The following is an 18,362-nucleotide window of genomic DNA, read 5'->3' on the forward strand; positions in this document are numbered from 1 at the left end:
CATGAAAGCGGCGTCGCTCGCGGTCGTGATCGTGGCCGCCGCCGCTTCGGGCGCGGTGGCGCAATCCGCGCCGCCGTTCGCCGGCCGATGGGCCGTCGAAGGGCCCGATGCCTGTCAGGATGGCCGCAACGACGATCTCAAGGTCACCTTCACGGCGAAGCGGCTCGATTATTATGCCAGCGCCTGCCGTATCGTGTCGTCGCGCCGGTTATCGACGTCCGGCGATGCCGCGCACCGCGTCAAGGTTGCCTGTGAAGGCGAAGGCGCCAAATCGGCGCGCGAAGTCATCCTGATTGTGCTGGAAAAGACCGAGCAGCGGCCGGAGCTGCTGTTGCACATCGACGCCCTGAGCTGGGACACGCTGAGTTATCAGCGCTGTTCGGATTGAACCTGCGCTACGGCCGTTTCGCCCTTCCATCCGCACAGCGTCAGCAACTCACGCATATGCTCCGGCACCGGCGCTTCGACGGTCACCGCATCTTTGTTCTTCGAGATCGGCACCGTGATCGACCGTGAATGCAGATGCAGCGGCGTGCCGCCGGTTCGCGGCGCGCTGCCGTAGATCGGATCGCCGACGATGGGCCAGCCCATTTCGGCGCAATGCACGCGCAGCTGATGGGTGCGGCCGGTAAGCGGCTCCAGCGCGAGCCAGGTGATGCCGACGCCATCTTTGCCTTGCCCACGCCCCATCACCTTCCACGTCGATGACGCCGGCTTGCCATGGGGATCGGGCTTCATCCACCAGCCGCGGTTCTTGTCGAGTTCGGCGAGCGGCATGTCGATGCGACCTTCGTCCTCGGCCGGTCCGCCTTCGACGATGGCCCAATAGGTCTTGCCGACCTTGCCCTGCTTGAACAGCTTGCCGAGCAGGGCCAGCGCCTTGCGGTGGCGGCCGAGCACCAGGCAGCCGGAGGTGTCCTTGTCGAGCCGGTGTGCCAGCGCCGGATCGCGCGGCAGGCCGAAGCGCAGCACGCCGAAATAGTCCTCGAGGCTGTTGCCGCCCTTCGGTCCGCGATGCACGGAAAGCCCGGCGGGCTTGTCGACCACCAACATCATGCCGTCGCGGTACAGGAGGCGGGCGAGCATCTCGTCGGGGGTCATGATCGCACCGACCAGCCAATCGTCACTTTCAGTCGCATGCCGAAACCGCTATCACGGCCCCACCATGAACGACAGCACCGAAAAGCAGAGCTGGTGGAAGCGCCTGAGCGGGGGGCTCAAGCGCACTTCGGCCTCGCTCGGAACCGCGATCAGCGATCTCGTCACCAAGCGCAAGCTCGATGCCGCCACGCTTGACGATCTGGAGAATGAACTGATCCGTGCCGATCTCGGCGTCGGCTTCGCTGCCCGGATCGCCTCGGCGCTCGGCGGCGGCCGCTACGAGAAGGGCATCGCGCCGGAGGAACTGCGCGCGCTGCTCGCCGGCGAAATCGAAAAGGTGATGACGCCGGTGGCGAAGCCCCTCGAGGTCACGGCGCAGCCTTTCATCATCCTCGTGTCCGGCGTCAACGGCTCCGGCAAGACCACGACCATCGGCAAGATGTCGGCGCGGTTTCGCGCCCAGGGCAAGAAAGTGATGCTGGTGGCCGCCGACACGTTCCGCGCCGCCGCTATCGACCAACTCAAGATCTGGGCCGAACGCACCGGCGCCAGCGTCATGGCGCGCAACCCCGGCTCCGATCCGGCGAGTCTTGCTTTCGACGCGGTGACGCGGGCCAAGACCGACGGCACCGAGGTCGTGCTTATCGACACTGCCGGCCGTTTGCAGAACCGTGCCGAATTGATGAGCGAACTGGAAAAGATCGTGCGCGTCATCCGCAAGGTGGAGCCAACGGCGCCGCACGCCGTGCTGCTGGTGCTGGACGCCACGGTCGGGCAGAACGCGCTGAGCCAGGTCGAAATCTTCGGCAAGATCGCCGGCGTCACCGGCCTGGTGATGACCAAGCTCGACGGTACCGCGCGCGGCGGCATCCTCGTGGCGATTGCCGAGAAATTCAAACTGCCGGTGCATTTCATCGGCGTCGGTGAAGGCGTCGACGATCTGAGCGAATTCACCGCGCGCGATTTCGCCCGGGCGGTGGTGGGGGTTGAGGATTAAATGGCTGAAAAGAAGCAACTCAATCCCTTGCTGAAGATGGCGCTCGATATCGGACCGCTGATCCTGTTCTTCGTCATGAACGCCAAGCTCGGCATCTATTATGCCACCGGCAGCTTCATGGTGGCGGTGCTGGCGGCGCTGGCCGTGTCCTATGCGCTGACGAGGCACGTCGCGGTGATGCCGGTGGTGACCGCGGTGGTCGTGCTGGTGTTCGGCGGACTGACGCTGGTCCTGCACGATGACCTGTTCATCAAGCTCAAGCCGACCATCATTTATCTGTTGTTCGCCGGCGCATTGTTCTTCGGCATCATGTTCGACAAGCCGCTGCTCGGCGCCGTGTTCGATTCGGTGTTTCATCTCACCGAAGAGGGTTGGCGCAAGCTGACCTGGCGCTGGGCGCTGTTCTTCGTGTTTCTCGCCGTCCTCAATGAAGTGGTGTGGCGCACGCAGACCACGGATTTCTGGGTCAGCTTCAAACTGTTCGGCGTCATTCCGCTGACGCTGCTGTTCGGCGCGTTGCAGTATCCGCTGCTGATGAAATACGCCGCGCCGGAGAAGGAAGACTAGGCGCCGCTGGCCGCGTTTTGCGGCGCGCCGCCCTCGATGGCCGGCGCCGTGCGCGGCCGGTCTTCCATGGCGATGATGCGGGCGGCGAGAGCGTGCGCCACGATCGCCATGGTGCCGCCGGCGAGAACATCAACGAAATAGTGCGCGCCCTCCGTCAGCGTGGCGCCGAGCATCGCGGCATCCAGCACCAGAAGCCCGGTGAGGATGCGCGGGAAGCGTCGCAACGTCAGCGGCGTCAGCACGGCGATGGTAGCGTGGAACGACGGGAAGGTGGCAATGCCGCCGGGCGCTTCGGTCATCACGAAGGGGCCCGGCTGACGCAGCTGCATCAACTGCTGCACCGGTGTCGCGCCGGTGAAATGCAGCAGGACGAAATCCTTAGTGTCGACGAATACGATCGGTCCGGCTGCCGGCATCATCGCCGAGATCATGATGGTGGCGACAAAGGCGATGGTGAAGGCCAGCAGATAAATCCGGAGTTCAGTCGCGCGTTGCGCGACTGCCAGCACGATCAGCGGGAATGCGATCTGAAGCGAGATCGTGTGGTAGGCGAAATAGAAGACCTTCTGGACCTGCTCGTGGCTGTCGACCCAGCGCGCAAAGGCCGGCCAGTCGAAACCGAGCGCCATGTCCATGCCGTTGAGCAGATGATCCTGCAACGGAAAGGCCATGCGCTGCATGGCATAGGCGGCGAGGACGCCGAACAGGCAGATCGTCACCAGATAAAGGAAGCCATACAGGAAGACCTGCACCGCCTGGACGATGCGCGTCTGCGGAAAGGCCAGCGTCACGGCGTCGAGCGCGGCCACGCCGGCGATCACCGGCCAGGCATTGGGCAGCGTTGTCAGCGTGAAGTGCGTGGCGGAGGCGGCCAATAATCCGGCGATGGCCAGCGCCGACATGATCAGGATTGCCGGCCGCGACACCGGGCTGATGCGTGAACGCACCAGGAAGTCGGACCATCCACCGTCAAAACGATTGAGACGCATTCGGCAATTCCCGGGGACGGGTCGGTCCCGATATGCGAGCCCGCCACACCCAATACTGCGTCAAAGGTATTAAAATACGTTTAGAATGGCTCGCTAAATACTCTGAGAAATTCGCTTCAAATGGCCGTCCCCGCTGGATGCGAGGCGCCGCTACTTCTGCGCCAGCGTTTTCTCGAGCTGCGGCTTGAGCACCGCGTCGATATTCTGCGCGGTGATCGGCCCCACCAGTTTGTAGGCGATCTTGCCGTCGCGATCGATCAGGAAGGTTTCCGGCACGCCATAGACGCCCCAGTCGATCGAGGTGCGGCCCTTCTCGTCGGCGCCGACGGCGCTGAACGGATTGCCGAAGCGATTGAGGAAGCGCCGCGCGTCATCGGTCGCATCCTTGTAGTTGATGCCGACCATCTTGAAGCGCGTATCCTTGGCGAGTTGCTCGAGCAACGGCGCTTCGTCGCGGCATGGCACGCACCACGACGCCCACACATTGACCAGCGTGACGTTGCCCTTGAGCGCGTCGGTCGTCAGCCCGGGCACCGGCTTGCCGTTGACCGCGAGATCCTTGATCGGCGGCAGATCGGTCGCCGGCACCGGCTTGCCGATCAGCGCCGACGGCAGCTTCGACGGATCGCCGGCGCCGAGGCCGAAATAGAACAGCGCCGCGATGCCGATGAAGATGACGAGCGGCAGCAGGACGATGAAGTTGCGCGAGCGCTTGCGCGGTGTTTCGGCGGTGGAGCTCATGCTTCGTCACCACGTGGCGTTTGCGAGCGGCGCTTGATGCCGCGCTGCTCGAGATCGCCGAGAATGCGCCGCTGCGCCGCGTAGTCGCGCAGGATCCAGGCAATCAGTCCGATCACCACGACGACCGTGACGATGTAAGCCGCGACGATGAAGCTGGCATGCGGTCCGAGACTCATATGGAGGCTGCCTGCATCATGCGCATGGAGCGGACGCGGCGGCGCAAAATTTCGTTGCGCATCGCCAGCAGCAGCAGCAACAGAAACAGCAGCGTAAAGGCCAGCGCCATGACCAGGAGCGGCACCAGGATCGACGCATCGATCGCCGAGCCGCCCATGCGCAGCACCGAGGCCGGCTGGTGCAGCGTATTCCACCAGTCGACCGAGAACTTGATGATCGGGATGTTGATGGCGCCGACCAGCGCCAGGATCGCCGCGGCTCTGGCCGAGCGGTTCGGATCGTCGGCGGTCCAGTACAGCGCCAGCATGCCGAGATAGAGCAGGAACAGCACCAGGACGGAGGTCAGCCGCGCGTCCCACACCCAGTAGGTGCCCCACATCGGCCGGCCCCATAGCGAACCGGTGACCAGACAAATGAACGTGAAGGCGGCGCCGATCGGCGCGGCCGCCTTGGCCGTGACGTCGGCGAGCGGATGCCGCCACACCAAAGTGCCGAAGGCGGCGACCGTCATCAGGCCCCAGCCCATCATCGCGAGCCAGGCCGCCGGCACGTGCAGGAACATGATCTTGACCGTGGCGCCCTGCTGATAGTCGTCCGGCGCGTAGGCGACGCGATAAAGCGCGTAGGCGAAAACGATCACCGTGAGCGCGGCGAGCCACGGCAGCACGCGGTTGGTGAGCGCCAGAAATCGCGTCGGGTTGGCAAGATCGATAATGGCCATGGGGCGGACTTCTAATCAGCGGCCGGGGCGCGGGCAATGATGTCGGTCAAACTTCGGTCACTCCTGACCCTGCCGCAAGGCCGCAGCCGCGGCAAAGGGGCCGAGTACGAAGCTCGCCAGAGAAAGCGCGCAAAGAATGGTGAAAGGTGGGCCGAACGGCGCGGGGCCGACGATGGCCGCATTGGCCGCGGCGACGCCGAAGATCAGCACCGGGACGGTGAGCGGCAGCACCAGGATCGCCATCAGCAGCCCGCCGCGGCGCAGGGTGACCGACAGTGCGGCGCCGATCAGCCCGATGAAGGTCAGCGCCGGCGTGCCGGCCAGCAGCGTCAGCGCCACATAGCCCATCGCGTTCATGTCGACGTTGAGCATCAGCCCGAGCACCGGCGTAATGACGATCAGCGGCAGTGCCGTGGTGAGCCAGTGCGCGATGGCCTTGGCGGCCACCGTGAGCTCCAGCGGTAACGCGCCCATCGTGAGCAGATCGAGCGAGCCGTCGTCATGGTCGCTGGCGAATAGCCGGTCGAGCGCGAGCAGGCTCGCCAGCAGCGCGCCGATCCACAACACCGCTGGGCCGATCCGCGCCAGCAGGTTGAGGTCGGGACCGATGGCGAAGGGGATCATCGAGACGACGACGAAATAGAACAATGCGCCCATCAGCGCGCCGCCGCCGACGCGCGTCGCCAACCGCATGTCGCGGAGCAGGAGGCTGGTGAAGGCGGTCATCTCCCGATCCCCATCTTCAATTCGCGCGGGTGATCGAGCCCGATCGGTCCATGGGTCGCGGCGACAATGATGCCGCCGCCGGCGAGATGGTCGCGCATGAAGGCGGCGAGGCGACCCTGCGATTGCGCGTCGAGCGCCGAGGTCGGCTCATCGAGCAGCCACACCGGACGTTTCACCGCGAGAAGCCGCGCGATCGACAGCCGTCGCCTCTGCCCGGCCGAAAGATATGCGGCCGGCAGGTCGGCGAGCGTTGCCAGTTCGACCGCTTCGAGCGCGGGTTCGAGCGATGCCGCCGCCGGGGCGCCAAGGAAGCGCGCCCAGAACTGAAGGTTTTCAGCGACCGTCAGTGACGGTTTTGCGGCATCGAGATGACCGAGATAGTGCGCCTGTTCGGCGACGCTGGCCTCGTCGACGCCGCTGGACAGTTCGATCCGGCCGGCCGCGGCGCGCAGCAGCCCGGCGATGACCCGCAGCAAGGTCGATTTTCCGGAGCCGTTGCGCCCGGTGACGATCAGGGCCTCGCCGGCCGGTACCGCGAAACTGACGTCGGAGAAAACCTGCCGCCCGCCGCGCTCACAGGCGAGGCTCTCGCAGATGAGCTGCGCCGAATCGCTTTTCATCGAAAGGGCCTTCGCTCGCGCGCGCGGGCGTTTGTGACGATTCGGAACAACTGCTCGATCAAAATCGCGGCCTTCTTACTCTGGAATGATCCCAGTCATTATGGCATCTGACGTGAAAAGACCTTATAAGCCAGCCGATGCGGCGCTGCGCTATCGCAAAATGCGCTGCCGAGCCGAAGCTGGATGAATATCTCTTTCATGCCAATGGCTTAGCACTAAGGGCGCCCAGCCAGAATCGTCGTCCCCCGCCGGGAATGGAAACACAATCATGACCTCTCTCGACAGCTTCAAATGCGCCAAGACCCTCAAGGTCGGCAGCAAGACTTACGCCTATTACAGCCTGCCGACCGCCGAAAAGAACGGCCTGAAAGGCATCTCGCGCCTGCCGTTCTCGATGAAGATTCTGCTCGAGAACCTGCTGCGCAACGAAGACGGCCAGACGGTCACCAAGGAAGACATCAAGGCCGTCGCCGAGTGGATGAAGTCGAAGACCTCCACGCATGAATTCGCCTTCCGTCCGGCGCGCGTGCTGATGCAGGACTTCACCGGCGTGCCGGCGGTGGTCGATCTCGCCGCGATGCGCGACGCCATGGTGAACTTCGGCGGCGATCCGAAGAAGATCAATCCGCTGATCCCGGTCGATCTGGTCATCGACCACTCGGTCAACGTCAACTTCTTCGGTAACAACAAGGCGTTCAAGATGAACGTCGACGAAGAGTACCGGCAGAACCAGGAGCGCTACACCTTCCTGAAATGGGCGCAGCGCTCGTTCGACAATTTCCGCGTCGTGCCGCCCGGCACCGGCATCTGCCACCAGGTCAACCTCGAATATCTGTCGCGCGTCGTCTGGACCAAGGAGGACAAGGTCACGATCGGCAAGAAGACCGCCGAAATGACCGTCGCCTATCCGGACACGCTGGTCGGCACCGACTCGCACACCACGATGGTCAACGGCGTCGCCGTGCTCGGCTGGGGCGTTGGCGGCATCGAGGCGGAGGCCGCGATGCTCGGCCAGCCGCTGTCGATGACGCTGCCCGAAGTCATCGGCTTCAAGCTCAACGGCAAGCTCAAGGAAGGCCTGACCGCGACCGACCTCGTGCTCACGGTGACGCAGATGCTGCGCGCCCGCGGCGTGGTCGGCAAGTTTGTCGAGTTCTTCGGTCCCGGCCTGACGCATCTGTCGGTCGCCGATCGCGCGACGCTCGCCAACATGGCGCCGGAATACGGCGCGACCTGCGGCTTCTCGCCGGTCGATGACGACGCCATCCAGTATCTGAAGGACACCGGTCGTCCGAACGACGTGGTCAAGCTGGCCGCCGCCTATGCCAAAGCGCAGGGCATGTACCGCACCGCGCGTACCCCGGACCCCGTGTTCACCGACATCCTCACGCTCGACCTCGCCACCGTGCAGCCGTCGCTGTCGGGCCCGAAGCGTCCGCAGGATCGGATCACGCTCGGCGAAGTGCCCGCCGGTTTCACCAAGGCGATGGAGAAGGAATACAACAAGGCGAACGAGCTGCATAAGCGCGTTCCGGTCGAAGGCCGCAAGCACGACCTCGGCAATGGCGACGTTGTCATCGCCGCCATCACCTCCTGCACCAACACCTCGAACCCGAGCGTGATGATCGGCGCCGGTTTGCTCGCCCGCAAGGCGGCGGCCAAGGGCCTGAAGGCCAAGCCGTGGGTCAAGACGTCGCTGGCGCCCGGCTCGCAGGTCGTCGCCGAATATCTCGAAAAGGCCGGTCTGCAAAAGGATCTCGACAAGGTCGGCTTCAACCTGGTCGGCTTCGGCTGCACCACCTGCATCGGCAACTCCGGTCCGCTGCCGGAAGAAATCTCCGAGGCGATCAACAAGAACGATCTGGTCTCGGCGGCGGTGCTGTCCGGTAACCGTAACTTCGAAGGCCGCGTCAACGCCGACGTGCGCGCCAACTATCTGGCGTCGCCGCCGCTGGTCGTCGCCTATGCGCTGGCCGGCTCGATGTATGTCGATCTGGCCAAGGATCCCCTCGGTACCGACCAGAAGGGCAAGCCGGTCTATCTCAAGGACATCTGGCCGACCAACAAGGAGATCGCGTCTTTCGTCGCCAAGAACGTGACGAAGAAGATCTTCGCCAAGAAGTACGCCGACGTTTTCAAGGGCGACGCCAACTGGCGCAAGATCGCGGTCAAGGGCGGTCTCACTTACGCCTGGGACGACCGTTCGACCTACGTGCAGAACCCGCCCTACTTCGAAGGCATGCAGCGCAAGGAAGTGCCGATCAACGACATCGTCGATGCGCGCGTGCTCGGCCTGTTCCTCGACTCGATCACCACCGACCACATTTCGCCGGCCGGTTCGATCAAGGAATCGAGCCCGGCGGGCGAATACCTGCGCGATCATCAGGTGCGGCCGAAGGACTTCAATCAGTACGGCACGCGTCGCGGCAATCACCAGGTCATGATGCGCGGCACCTTCGGCAACATCCGTATCAAGAACCAGATGGTGCCCGGCGTCGAAGGCGGCTTCACGCTGCACTATCCCGACAAGGAAAAGATGACGATCTACGACGCGGCCATGAAGTACAAGGCCGAGAAGGTTCCGCTCGTCGTCTTCGCCGGCAAGGAATACGGCACCGGTTCGTCGCGCGACTGGGCGGCCAAGGGCTCGGTGCTGCTCGGCATCCGCGCCGTGATCACCCAGTCCTTCGAGCGCATCCACCGCTCGAATCTGGTCGGCATGGGCGTCGTACCGCTCAACTTCGAGGAAGGAACCTCGTGGCAGTCGCTCGGGCTCAAGGGCGACGAGAAGGTCTCGATCCGCGGCCTCGAGGGCGACCTCAAGCCGCGGCAGAAACTGACCGCCGAAATCACGTTCGCCGACGGCAGCGTCAAGAAGGTGCCGCTGGTCTGCCGCATCGATACGCTCGACGAACTGGAGTACTTCCGTAGCGGCGGCATTCTGCAATACGTGCTGCGCCACCTCGCCGCGTAAAACCGTACGCGCTGCAGCTTCAAATCACCCGCCCCTCACTGCGAAGTGAGTGGCGGGTGATTTACTTTTCACCCATATAATGGCCACGGGCCCAGCCGGGGGGTGGAGCGCTCGATTCGAGACCAGCCGGTTGCATTGAAGCGGCAAGTTCGCCGCGATGCCTCGTCGGCCGCGGGTTGGGTCGAGCCTGGATTGTGGATCGTGCCGCTATGGAATTGCGCCGCCTGAGCCTCGCCCTCGTCGCTGTCTGCGTGTCGCTGGTCGTCACCAGTCCGCTCGCCGCTGCCGAACCCAAGGCGGTGGTCGAGCTGTTCACCAGCCAGGGTTGCTCGTCTTGCCCGCCGGCCGACAAGCTGCTCGGCTCGCTGGCGCACGATCCTTCGGTCATCGCGCTGAGCCTGCCGGTCGATTACTGGGATTATCTCGGCTGGAAGGACACGCTGGCCCTGCATGGTCACGCCAACCGCCAGCGGGCCTATTCGGTGGCGCGCGGCGATCGCGCCGTTTACACGCCGCAAGCCGTGGTCAACGGCGTCGTCCATGCCCTCGGCAGCGACAAGATCGCGATCGAGAAGGCCATCGCCGACAGCCGCTCGAGCGGCAAGCCGCTCTCAGTGCCAGTGTCGATGAAAATTCAGGGCGGCAAGGTCGTCGTCGAAGTGCCGGCCGGCGCGGTCGATGGTGCCGGCGCCGAAGTCTGGCTGTGTCCGGTCACCGGCAAGATTCAAGTCGCGGTCGGTCGCGGTGAGAACAGCGGCAAGGCGCTGACCTATTACAACGTGGTGCGACGCTGGGTTAAGCTCGGCACCTGGAGCGGCAAGGCGGAAAGTTTCAGCATCGCGCTGAACCAACTGCCGAATGCCAACCTGCCGCTCGAGGACATCGATCGTCTGGTCGTGCTCCTGCAGGACGGCAGCGCGGACAAGCCGGGCCTCATGGTCGGCGCCGCCTCCGTCGCGTTGAAGGACGCGCCCGCTCTCTGATCTCTTTCGAACTTGGCTGACGCGTGCGGATTGTCCGCGCGCGTCTTTGCGCGTTTGCTGCGCCACAAAAAAAATCGGGCCGGCGTTAGCCGGCCCGAAGGCATAGGGGATTGAATCGAACGCTACTCAACTTGAACTCAATCGGCCCGGTCCGAAGATCCCCGGGGGGCTGGGGGGCTGAGGAATCCGGAGATCGAACCGGACCGGGCCTTGAGGCAACGGTTGATTTATCCCAAGGGCTCATGACCGGCACTTGACCGAAATAGGGCCTTATTGTGGGAGGAATTGACGAGTTCGTGATGGCATGCGCGGTCTTTTCGGCCGTTTTCAGCAGTATGTTTGCCGATCAGCCCCGTGAAATCAGGGGCTTGCCGTCGTCGCACTGCGGCGCAATCATCAAAGCCCAGCACAGGGAGGCCGCATGACCTTCGTTTCCGGCGATACCGATCCCAGCGCATCGTCGGGGAGCGGCAACCGCAACCCGGCCGCCCCCGCGAATTTGCTCAATCAGGTGACCTTCAACCGCCGCGAGCTCTACCGCATTCTCGATCTCTATGGCCGCATGGTCGCCGCCGGCGAATGGCGCGACTACGCCATCGACTTCCTGAGAGACCGCGCGGTGTTCTCGGTGTTCCGCCGCGCATCGGAAGTGCCGCTCTATCGCATCGAGAAGAATCCGAAGCTGGCGCAAAAGCAGGGCGCCTACAGCGTCATCTCGGCGACCGGCTTGATTCTGCGCCGCGGTCCCGAACTCGACCGCGTGCTGCGCGTGCTCGACAAGCCGCAACTCGCTTACGCGCGTTGAGGCCACGCCTGATCTCAAGGCGCCGCGGTGTCGCCTTTGCCGAGCGGCAGTTGCATCTGCACGGTGTCGAGCCAGCGACCGAACTTGTAGCCGACCGCCTTGAACACGCCGGCGTCGCGAAAGCCACACGACCTGTGCAACGCGATCGAGCCGGCCTGGTTCGAGTCGCCGATCACCGCCATCATTTGCCGGAAGCCGGCCTGTTCGGCGCGTTTTATCAGTTCCTCCATCAGCGCCTTGCCGACACCGCGCTTCTGCATCTCGGGCGCGATGTAGATCGAATCCTCGACGGTGAAGCGATAGGCGGGCCGCTCGCGGAACGGTCCGGCATAGGCGTAGCCGGCGACCGCGCCGTCGATCTCGGCGACGATGTAGGGGAATGGCCCGGCGCGCAGTTTCTCATAGCGGCGCAGCATTTCGGCCTCGTCCGGCGGCTCGAGCTCGAAGGTCGCCGTGCCGGTGCGGACGGCGTGGGCGTAGATGCGGGCGATGGCCGGGATATCGGCGGGCGTGGTCGGTCGGATCGACAGGGTCATTCCATTGCTCACGGCACTTACGGATTCGGCGGGATCATGGGAAACGATAGCAGCGATCAAAGAATATCGTTGGATCAAGCGGCGTCCAGTCGCATCCAATAGACGCTCCGGGGAGACAACGCATGCTCACCTTCTACTACGCCACGGACACCTGCGCGCTGGCCTCGCACATCGCGCTCAAGGACGCCGGCGCCGATTATCGCCTCCACCGCATCGATTTTGCCACGACCCAGCAGCGTTCGGCCGCCTATCTGGCCCTCAATCCCAAGGGCCGCGTGCCGGCTCTGGTGACGCCCGAGGGGATCCTCACCGAGACGCCGGCGATCCTTGCTTACGTGGCGCAGGCCTATCCGCAGGCCCGGCTGGCGCCCACCGACCCGTTCCGCTTCGCCAAGGTGCAGGAGTTCAACAGCTATCTGTGCTCGACGCTGCATGTGGCGCATGCTCACCGCATGCGCGGCTCGCGCTGGGCCGATGAGCCTGAAGCCATCGAGGCGATGAAGCGCAAGGTGCCGCAGTCGGTCGGGGCCTGTTACGACTACGTCGAGACCCAGATCGCCGGCCCGTGGGTCATGGGCGAGGCCTATTCGATCGCCGACGCCTACCTGTTCACGGTTGCGCAGTGGCTCGAGGGGGACGGCGTCGATCCGGCGCGCTATCCCAAGGTGATCGATCACCGCGCCCGGATGGCGGCGCGGCCGAACGTGGCGGCCGCGATCGCGGAAGAGTTCGCGCTCAAGGCGTAAAAAACGCCCCGGCTTTCGGCCGGGGCGTTCGATCTTGTAGCTGTTCGTTGGAGGCTTAGCGGCGATCGCCGAGGAAGCGCAGCATGAACAGGAACAGGTTGATGAAGTCGAGGTAGAGCGTCAGCGCGCCCATCACTGCCTTGCGGCCGGCAACGGTGCCGTCATCATTGGCCGAGTACATCTCCTTGATCTTCTGGGTATCCCAGGCGGTCAGGCCGGCGAAGATCAGGACGCCCACGATCGAGATCACGAAGGCGAGGCCCTGGCTGCCGAGGAAGATGTTGACCAGCGAGGCCAGGATGATGCCGAACAGGCCCATGATCAGGAACGAGCCGATCGGCGACAGGTCACGCTGCGTGGTGTAGCCGTACAGGCTCAGCGCGCCGAACGAGGCGGCCGAGATGAAGAACGTACGGGCCACCGACGAGCCGGTGTAGATCACGAGGATCGACATCAGCGCGAGGCCGAGCAGGCCGGCGTACAGCATGAACAGGCCGAACGCCGTCGAAGGCTGCAGCGTGTGCACGCGGAAGCTCAGAAAGAACACGATGCCCAGCGTCACGAGCATCAGGATGATCGGCGTGAAGCCGCCGAGCAGCGCCTGGCCGAACGCTGTTGCGCCAACGACGCCACCCGCGGTCAGGCGGATCGCGTCACCACCGGCCATCTGATAGGCGAAGTAGGCGACGACGCCGGTTAGAGCGACGCCGGCGGCCATGTAGTTGTAGACGCGAAGCATGTAGGCCCGCAGGCCTGCATCGATCGCGGCCGCTTGTCCGGCGGCGCCGAAGCCGCGGGCGGCTACGTTACGGTCGAAATCCGACATCGAAGTTTCCCTCTCTATGCGCCGGCGATTGTCAGGTGACGGTGCCGGCTCACGTCTGGCGCATCGGCTTTGACCGCTGCGCTCGTGTCGTGAATGTAATCGCTGGCGACGATCCGCGCCAGATATGGCCCGACAATGACCGCCTCACATTGCCGAATATTAACCTATCACTGGCGGCCGGATTCTCGCGCAAAAACAAGGCTTGAATGCCCGCGGCGCCCCCGGCGCGGCTGAATGTCGCTGCCGGACCAAGGTGTTAGCCTTACAGATTGCGAAGCACTGGAGCCGGTTTCTGGCCAAGCGCCGAGAATGTGCCGGCCAGCCCGAGCGCCACCGTGACCAGCACCGCGACCAGCGTGGCGCCAAGCGCGGACGCCGGTTGCCAGACGAAGGGCAGGTGCATCAGCTCGGTGACGATCAGCCAGCCCGCTACGGTGCCGCTCAACACGCCGAACAGGGCCGTCGCCGCCGCGATCAGGAGATACTCGATGGTGTAGGCACCGACGAGGCGCAGCCGTGTAGCGCCGAGCGTTTTGAGAATGACGGCGTCATAGACGCGATGATGATGGCCGGCGGCGAGCGCGCCGCCGAGCACGAGCGCCGCGACCAGCAGCGTCAAGGCCGACGCGCCGCGGATCGCCAGCACAAGATTGCCGACCAGCTCGCCGATGGCGTCGAGTGCGTCCTTGACGCGCACGGTGGTCACCATCGGGAAATCCTGCGCGAGCGCGCGGATGATGCCGTTCTCCTGGGCCGTGGATGCTTTGCCGTCCGGGAAGGTCAGCGTTGCGAGCCGTGTGTGCGGCGCGCCGTCGAATACATGCGGTGAGTACACCAGGACGAAGTTGATGCTCAGGCTCTGCCAGTCCACGGTGCGCAGATTGGCGATGGTCGCGGTAATGTTGCGGCCGAGCACGTTGACGGTGATGCTGTCGCCGATCTTGAGGCCGAGGCCGTCGGCGATCTTCTTCTCGAACGAGACCAGTGGCGGTCCGTTATAATCCGGCGCCCACCATTGGCCTTCGACCAGCCGGGAGCCGTTCGGCACCACGGTTGAGTAGGTGATGCCGCGGTCGCTCTGCAGCACCCAGGCAGCCTCCTCGGTAGGTTTGAGGTTCTGCGCTTCGACTTTTTTTGCCGAGACTATGCGGCCACGCAGCATCGGCACTTCTTCGAGCTTGGCGTCGGGCGCCTGTTTGGCGACGAAGGCGTCGAAAGCCGGCGCCTTGTCCGACGGAATATCGAGGAAGTAGAACGCCGGCGCCTTGGCTGGCAATTCGTTGGCGAACTGGTTGCGCAGATTGCCGTCGATTTCGATCACGGTAACGAGCAGCGCGATGCCGAGGCCGAGCGACAGCACGATGGTGGGCGTCAGCGCGCCCGGACGATGAATGTTGGCGATCGCCATGCGCAGGCCGGTCGAGCGGGCGCGCGGCGCGTGGCGCGCGATCGTCATTACCAGGGAGCCGACGAGGCGTAGCAGCAGGAACACGACCGCCGCGACGCCGACATAGATGAGCGCGACACGCCGATCATAGGCGAGCAGCACGGCGAGCGTGCCGAGCGCAAGCACCGCGAGCGCGGTCAACGCAACGTAGACGCGGCGCGGCCAGGCCGGTTGTGCGGCGACGACATCGCGGAACAGCGCGCCGACCGGCACGTCATGGGCCCGGCCAAGCGGCCACAGCGCGAAAGCCAATGCGGTGAGCAGGCCATAGACCAGCGACAGCACGAGTTCGGGCGCATGCACCGCCGGCACGATCGGCAACGGAATGATGGCGCCGAATGTCCAGACCACCGCGAAAGGCAGGATGGCGCCGAGCACGGCGCCGATGACGCCGCCGATCAGCGCCAGAATGACGACCTGTGTCAGGTAGATGGCGAAGACGCGGCGGCCGCTGGCGCCCAATGCCTTGAGCGTGGCGATGGTCGCTCGCTTGCGATCGAGGTGGCTTTTCACGGCATTGCCGACGCCGACGCCGCCGACCAGCAGCGCGGTGAGGCCGACGATCGTGAGGAATTGGGTGAAGCGCTCGACATTGCGTTCGAACTGCGGCGAGGCATTGGTCCGGTTGCGGATTTCCCAGCCGGCTTCAGGAAGTTTGGCGCGAGCCTCGGCGGTGACGGCTTTGACAGTCTGGTCGTTTCCGTCGCCCGGCAGCTTCAATTGATAGCGCCAGCGAACCAGACTGCCTGGTTGCAACAGCCCGGTGGCCCGCAGCGCTTCATCGCTGACCAGTAGCCGCGGGCCGAAGCCGATGCCGACGGCGAGTTTGTCCGGCTCGTTGGCGAGCGCGGCGCGAATGATGAACTCGGTATTGCCGACAGTGATACGTGCGCCGGGCGCGATGGCCAGCCGTGCCAGCAGCGTCGGGTCGGCGACTGCGCCGTAAACGCCGTCGCGCTTGGCCAAGGCGTCATCAAGCGAGCCGGCGGGATCGAGCGTCACCGCGCCGAACAACGGGTAGGCTTTGTCGACGGCTTTGAGCTCGACCAGGGTCGCATCGCCGCTTTCGGTGCGTGACATGGCGCGCAGACTGGCCGTGGTCGAGACTTCGCCGTGGCTTTTGAGAAATGCCGTCTCCTCCGGCTTGGCTTCGCGCTGAATCAGATTGAATGACAGGTCGCCGCCGAGAATGACGCGGCCTTCGCGGGCAAGGCCGTCCGACAGGCTGGCCGCCAGCGAGCCGACACCGGCGATCGACATGGCGCCGAGCGCGATGCAGGCGATGAAGATGTAAAAACCGCTGAGGCCGCCACGCATTTCGCGCAGTGCGTAGCGGAGCGGGAGCCAGCGTGAGGCTGTCATGCCGAGGTCTCGACGTGCCCCGAGCGCAGGCGCACGACGCGGCCGCATTTCTGCGCCAGCGCCGGATCGTGTGTGACGAGCACAAGCGTCGCGCCGTGTTTCTCGTAGCCGGTGAAGAGAAGCTCGACGATCTGTTTGCCGGTGTCCTCATCGAGATTGCCGGTCGGTTCGTCGGCGACCAGAATCGACGGATCGGGCGCCAGCGCACGGGCGACCGCGACGCGCTGCTGCTCGCCACCCGACAATTGCGCCGGATAATGCTGCAGACGATGGCCGAGACCGACCAGGTCGAGTTCGGCCCTGGCGCGGTCCAGCGCGTCATCGACGCCGGCAAGCTCCAGCGGCACGGCGACATTCTCGAGCGCCGTCATGGTTGGAATGAGGTGAAAGGACTGGAATACGATGCCGACATTGCGGCCGCGGAAGCGCGCCAGTTCATCCTCGCTGAGCGCGCCAAGGGACTCGCCGGCAACCGTGACAGTGCCGGTGTCGGCGCGTTCGAGCCCGGCCATCACCATCAGCAGCGTCGATTTGCCGGAGCCGGACGGACCGACGAGGCCAATTGCCTCGCCTCTGCCTATATTGAGGGCGATGTCCTTGAGGATATGAACGCGGGCAGCTCCTTGCCCAAGCGAGAGATTGACGCCGGACAGCGCGATGGCCGGCGTCGGCTCAGAAGGTGCTTTCATGATTTTCCACCGAATTCGATCATCCTCATATGGGGAAATATTCGGCCCCGTCCAGCGGGCTGCGGCAATCTTGCCGGCGATTTTATTGACAATCTGGAGTGTTTTGGCACCCGTCCCGGCCGCTGCGGTCGACAACGCCGTGAAAATCGTGGTGCTCGGCGATTCGCTCAGCGCCGGCTACGGCCTCGAGGTGCAGGATGCCTTTCCGAGCAAGCTGCAGGCGGCACTGAAAGCCAAGGGTTACGCGACCACGATGATCAATGCCGGCGTCTCCGGCGACACCGCGACCGGCGGCCTCGAACGGTTCGACTGGTCAGTGCCGCCCGATGCCGATGCGGTGATTCTCGAACTTGGCGCCAATGACGCGTTGCGCGGCGTCAGTCCCGATGTCACCCGGTCGGCGCTGGATCAGATCCTGACCAAAGTCGACACCCGCAAGATCCCGGTTCTGCTTGCCGGCATGAAGTCACCGCCGAACATGGGACCGGACTATGTCGCAAAATTCGACGCCATCTTTCCGGATTTGGCCAAGGCGCATGGCAGCATCTTCTATCCGTTCTTCCTCGATGGCGTCGCCGCCGACGACAAGCTCAATCAGCGCGACGGCATGCACCCTAACCCGCAGGGCGTCGATGTGATCGTGAAGAACATCTTGCCGAAGGTGGAAGAGTTGATTGCCAAGGCGAAGACGAAATAAGTCTGTCGTGCCTGGCCTTGTGCGGGCATCCACGTCTTCCTTTAATCGGGTCTAGGTGAGGATGGCCGGACAAGCCCGGCCATGACGAGAAATGCGAGAGTGCTAAAAAGACAATCATGCCCCGGCTCTTCACCGGCATCGAAATCCCCGCAGGCATCGCGCAAGCGCTGTCGACGCTGCGCGGCGGCCTGCACGGCGCACGCTGGATCGATGCCGAGAACTATCACGTCACTTTGCGTTTCCTCGGCGATATCGATGATCGCACGGCCAATGACGCCGCCTCGATTCTGGCGGAGGTGCGCAAGCCCGCGTTCGACCTGCATTTCGAAGGGTTGGATGCTTTCGGCGGCCGAAGGCCGCGCGCGGTGTTTGCCGCGGTCGCGGCGGAGCCGGCCTTGGCGGAATTGCAGTTGGAGCACGAACGGCTGATGCGCCGCATCGGTCTCGCGCCGGAGACACGCAAATTCACGCCGCATGTGACGCTGGCGCGCCTGCGCGCCACGTCGAGCCTCGATGTCGCGGACTATCTTGCCGCGCGCGGCTTCTTCCGCACCGCGCCGTTCCCGGTCACGCGCTTCGTGCTGTTCTCGTCGCGCGCCTCGACCGGCGGCGGGCCTTATGTGGTGGAAGAAGAGTATCCGTTGATCGGCGCGTGATC

At 64.4% G+C, this 18,362-nt stretch carries 20 protein-coding genes; 9 read left to right on the forward strand and 11 right to left on the reverse strand.

Translation table 11 applies throughout. The features are described 5' to 3' along the window. Position 1 precedes the first annotated feature (1 nt). Positions 2-388 carry a hypothetical protein gene (locus tag ASD45_RS18705; protein ID WP_056913187.1) on the forward strand — a complete coding sequence of 129 codons (387 nt, stop codon included), beginning with the start codon at positions 2-4 and terminating at the stop codon, positions 386-388. Here the strand turns inward: ASD45_RS18705 and ASD45_RS18710 are convergent. Next, positions 370-1,101 (reverse strand): RNA pseudouridine synthase, encoded by a 732-nt coding sequence (locus ASD45_RS18710; RefSeq protein ID WP_056913188.1) that lies wholly within the window; start codon positions 1,099-1,101, stop codon positions 370-372. The two genes, ASD45_RS18705 and ASD45_RS18710, sit on opposite strands and share 19 nt — an antisense overlap. A gap of 64 nt (positions 1,102-1,165) precedes the next feature. Here ASD45_RS18710 and ftsY point away from each other — a divergent pair, with 64 nt between their 5' ends. Further along, on the forward strand, positions 1,166-2,098 hold the full coding sequence (gene ftsY, locus ASD45_RS18715) for a signal recognition particle-docking protein FtsY (RefSeq protein WP_056913189.1): 933 nt from the start codon (positions 1,166-1,168) through the stop codon (positions 2,096-2,098). Beyond that, on the forward strand, positions 2,099-2,665 hold the full coding sequence (locus tag ASD45_RS18720) for a septation protein A (RefSeq protein ID WP_056913190.1): 567 nt from the start codon (positions 2,099-2,101) through the stop codon (positions 2,663-2,665). Here the strand turns inward: ASD45_RS18720 and ASD45_RS18725 are convergent. From ASD45_RS18725 to ccmA, 6 genes are all read right to left on the reverse strand, one after another. Then, a complete protein-coding gene (locus tag ASD45_RS18725) occupies positions 2,662-3,654 on the reverse strand; it encodes a phosphatase PAP2 family protein (protein WP_056913191.1) in 993 nt (330 codons plus the stop codon). The genes ASD45_RS18720 and ASD45_RS18725 overlap by 4 nt on opposite strands. A gap of 150 nt (positions 3,655-3,804) precedes the next feature. Next, positions 3,805-4,395 carry a DsbE family thiol:disulfide interchange protein gene (locus ASD45_RS18730; protein ID WP_056913192.1) on the reverse strand — a complete coding sequence of 197 codons (591 nt, stop codon included), beginning with the start codon at positions 4,393-4,395 and terminating at the stop codon, positions 3,805-3,807. Next, positions 4,392-4,571 carry a heme exporter protein CcmD gene (gene ccmD, locus ASD45_RS18735; RefSeq protein WP_056913193.1) on the reverse strand — a complete coding sequence of 60 codons (180 nt, stop codon included), beginning with the start codon at positions 4,569-4,571 and terminating at the stop codon, positions 4,392-4,394. Before ccmD ends, ASD45_RS18730 begins: the two co-directional genes overlap by 4 nt. Further along, a complete protein-coding gene (locus ASD45_RS18740; RefSeq protein ID WP_056913194.1) occupies positions 4,568-5,293 on the reverse strand; it encodes a heme ABC transporter permease in 726 nt (241 codons plus the stop codon). The genes ccmD and ASD45_RS18740 overlap by 4 nt, the downstream gene beginning before the upstream one ends. Before the next feature lie 57 nt (positions 5,294-5,350). Further along, a complete protein-coding gene (gene ccmB, locus ASD45_RS18745; RefSeq protein ID WP_056913195.1) occupies positions 5,351-6,019 on the reverse strand; it encodes a heme exporter protein CcmB in 669 nt (222 codons plus the stop codon). Then, complete coding sequence (gene ccmA / locus ASD45_RS18750) at positions 6,016-6,639, reverse strand: heme ABC exporter ATP-binding protein CcmA (protein ID WP_056913196.1); 624 nt, start codon at positions 6,637-6,639, stop codon at positions 6,016-6,018. The genes ccmB and ccmA overlap by 4 nt, the downstream gene beginning before the upstream one ends. A 268-nt stretch (positions 6,640-6,907) precedes the next feature. On the opposite strand from ccmA, the gene acnA reads away from it, so the two are divergent. The 3 genes from acnA to ASD45_RS18765 all read left to right on the forward strand — a co-directional run bounded on the left by acnA (position 6,908) and on the right by ASD45_RS18765 (position 11,401). Beyond that, positions 6,908-9,613: an aconitate hydratase AcnA gene (gene acnA / locus ASD45_RS18755; protein WP_056913197.1), complete on the forward strand. Its 2,706-nt coding sequence runs from the start codon at positions 6,908-6,910 to the stop codon at positions 9,611-9,613. A gap of 209 nt (positions 9,614-9,822) precedes the next feature. After that, complete coding sequence (locus ASD45_RS18760; RefSeq protein ID WP_056913198.1) at positions 9,823-10,596, forward strand: DUF1223 domain-containing protein; 774 nt, start codon at positions 9,823-9,825, stop codon at positions 10,594-10,596. A gap of 421 nt (positions 10,597-11,017) precedes the next feature. Then, positions 11,018-11,401 (forward strand): DUF2794 domain-containing protein, encoded by a 384-nt coding sequence (locus ASD45_RS18765; RefSeq protein WP_056913199.1) that lies wholly within the window; start codon positions 11,018-11,020, stop codon positions 11,399-11,401. Between the two features lie 14 nt (positions 11,402-11,415). Here the strand turns inward: ASD45_RS18765 and ASD45_RS18770 are convergent, their stop codons facing one another. After that, entirely contained in the window at positions 11,416-11,937 is a 522-nt protein-coding gene (locus tag ASD45_RS18770) for a GNAT family N-acetyltransferase (RefSeq protein WP_056913200.1), read from the reverse strand. A 122-nt stretch (positions 11,938-12,059) separates the two neighbouring features. On the opposite strand from ASD45_RS18770, the gene ASD45_RS18775 reads away from it, so the two are divergent. Further along, the gene (locus ASD45_RS18775; RefSeq protein WP_056913201.1) at positions 12,060-12,683 is read left to right on the forward strand and encodes a glutathione S-transferase N-terminal domain-containing protein; all 624 of its coding nucleotides are present in this window, start codon (positions 12,060-12,062) and stop codon (positions 12,681-12,683) included. Positions 12,684-12,738: 55 nt separating this feature from the next. Here ASD45_RS18775 and ASD45_RS18780 read toward each other — a convergent pair whose 3' ends face one another. From ASD45_RS18780 to ASD45_RS18790, 3 genes are all read right to left on the reverse strand, one after another. Next, on the reverse strand, positions 12,739-13,509 hold the full coding sequence (locus ASD45_RS18780) for a Bax inhibitor-1/YccA family protein (RefSeq protein ID WP_056913202.1): 771 nt from the start codon (positions 13,507-13,509) through the stop codon (positions 12,739-12,741). A gap of 262 nt (positions 13,510-13,771) precedes the next feature. Then, entirely contained in the window at positions 13,772-16,318 is a 2,547-nt protein-coding gene (locus tag ASD45_RS18785; RefSeq protein ID WP_056913203.1) for an ABC transporter permease, read from the reverse strand. Next, positions 16,315-17,007 (reverse strand): ABC transporter ATP-binding protein, encoded by a 693-nt coding sequence (locus tag ASD45_RS18790; protein WP_056913204.1) that lies wholly within the window; start codon positions 17,005-17,007, stop codon positions 16,315-16,317. Before ASD45_RS18790 ends, ASD45_RS18785 begins: the two co-directional genes overlap by 4 nt. A 103-nt stretch (positions 17,008-17,110) precedes the next feature. Between ASD45_RS18790 and ASD45_RS18795 the strand changes: the two genes are divergently transcribed. Both ASD45_RS18795 and thpR read left to right on the forward strand, forming a co-directional pair. Then, positions 17,111-17,704 carry an arylesterase gene (locus tag ASD45_RS18795; RefSeq protein ID WP_348271243.1) on the forward strand — a complete coding sequence of 198 codons (594 nt, stop codon included), beginning with the start codon at positions 17,111-17,113 and terminating at the stop codon, positions 17,702-17,704. Between the two features lie 116 nt (positions 17,705-17,820). Next, positions 17,821-18,360: an RNA 2',3'-cyclic phosphodiesterase gene (gene thpR, locus ASD45_RS18800; protein WP_056913205.1), complete on the forward strand. Its 540-nt coding sequence runs from the start codon at positions 17,821-17,823 to the stop codon at positions 18,358-18,360. Positions 18,361-18,362 lie beyond the last annotated feature (2 nt).

The sequence above is a fragment of the Pseudolabrys sp. Root1462 genome, from assembly GCF_001426945.1.
Taxonomy (GTDB): Bacteria; Pseudomonadota; Alphaproteobacteria; order Rhizobiales; family Xanthobacteraceae; genus Pseudolabrys.

Excerpts from the sequence above, each read along its gene's own strand:
- ASD45_RS18705 (WP_056913187.1), top strand. The coding sequence starts at position 2 with ATGAAAGCGGCGTCGCTCGCGGTCGTGATCGTGGCCGCCGCCGCTTCG.
- ASD45_RS18710 (WP_056913188.1), bottom strand. The coding sequence starts at position 1,101 with ATGACCCCCGACGAGATGCTCGCCCGCCTCCTGTACCGCGACGGCATG.
- ftsY (WP_056913189.1), top strand. The coding sequence starts at position 1,166 with ATGAACGACAGCACCGAAAAGCAGAGCTGGTGGAAGCGCCTGAGCGGG.
- ASD45_RS18720 (WP_056913190.1), top strand. The coding sequence starts at position 2,099 with ATGGCTGAAAAGAAGCAACTCAATCCCTTGCTGAAGATGGCGCTCGAT.
- ASD45_RS18725 (WP_056913191.1), bottom strand. The coding sequence starts at position 3,654 with ATGCGTCTCAATCGTTTTGACGGTGGATGGTCCGACTTCCTGGTGCGT.
- ASD45_RS18730 (WP_056913192.1), bottom strand. The coding sequence starts at position 4,395 with ATGAGCTCCACCGCCGAAACACCGCGCAAGCGCTCGCGCAACTTCATC.
- ccmD (WP_056913193.1), bottom strand. The coding sequence starts at position 4,571 with ATGAGTCTCGGACCGCATGCCAGCTTCATCGTCGCGGCTTACATCGTC.
- ASD45_RS18740 (WP_056913194.1), bottom strand. The coding sequence starts at position 5,293 with ATGGCCATTATCGATCTTGCCAACCCGACGCGATTTCTGGCGCTCACC.
- ccmB (WP_056913195.1), bottom strand. The coding sequence starts at position 6,019 with ATGACCGCCTTCACCAGCCTCCTGCTCCGCGACATGCGGTTGGCGACG.
- ccmA (WP_056913196.1), bottom strand. The coding sequence starts at position 6,639 with ATGAAAAGCGATTCGGCGCAGCTCATCTGCGAGAGCCTCGCCTGTGAG.
- acnA (WP_056913197.1), top strand. The coding sequence starts at position 6,908 with ATGACCTCTCTCGACAGCTTCAAATGCGCCAAGACCCTCAAGGTCGGC.
- ASD45_RS18760 (WP_056913198.1), top strand. The coding sequence starts at position 9,823 with ATGGAATTGCGCCGCCTGAGCCTCGCCCTCGTCGCTGTCTGCGTGTCG.
- ASD45_RS18765 (WP_056913199.1), top strand. The coding sequence starts at position 11,018 with ATGACCTTCGTTTCCGGCGATACCGATCCCAGCGCATCGTCGGGGAGC.
- ASD45_RS18770 (WP_056913200.1), bottom strand. The coding sequence starts at position 11,937 with ATGACCCTGTCGATCCGACCGACCACGCCCGCCGATATCCCGGCCATC.
- ASD45_RS18775 (WP_056913201.1), top strand. The coding sequence starts at position 12,060 with ATGCTCACCTTCTACTACGCCACGGACACCTGCGCGCTGGCCTCGCAC.
- ASD45_RS18780 (WP_056913202.1), bottom strand. The coding sequence starts at position 13,509 with ATGTCGGATTTCGACCGTAACGTAGCCGCCCGCGGCTTCGGCGCCGCC.
- ASD45_RS18785 (WP_056913203.1), bottom strand. The coding sequence starts at position 16,318 with ATGACAGCCTCACGCTGGCTCCCGCTCCGCTACGCACTGCGCGAAATG.
- ASD45_RS18790 (WP_056913204.1), bottom strand. The coding sequence starts at position 17,007 with ATGAAAGCACCTTCTGAGCCGACGCCGGCCATCGCGCTGTCCGGCGTC.
- thpR (WP_056913205.1), top strand. The coding sequence starts at position 17,821 with ATGCCCCGGCTCTTCACCGGCATCGAAATCCCCGCAGGCATCGCGCAA.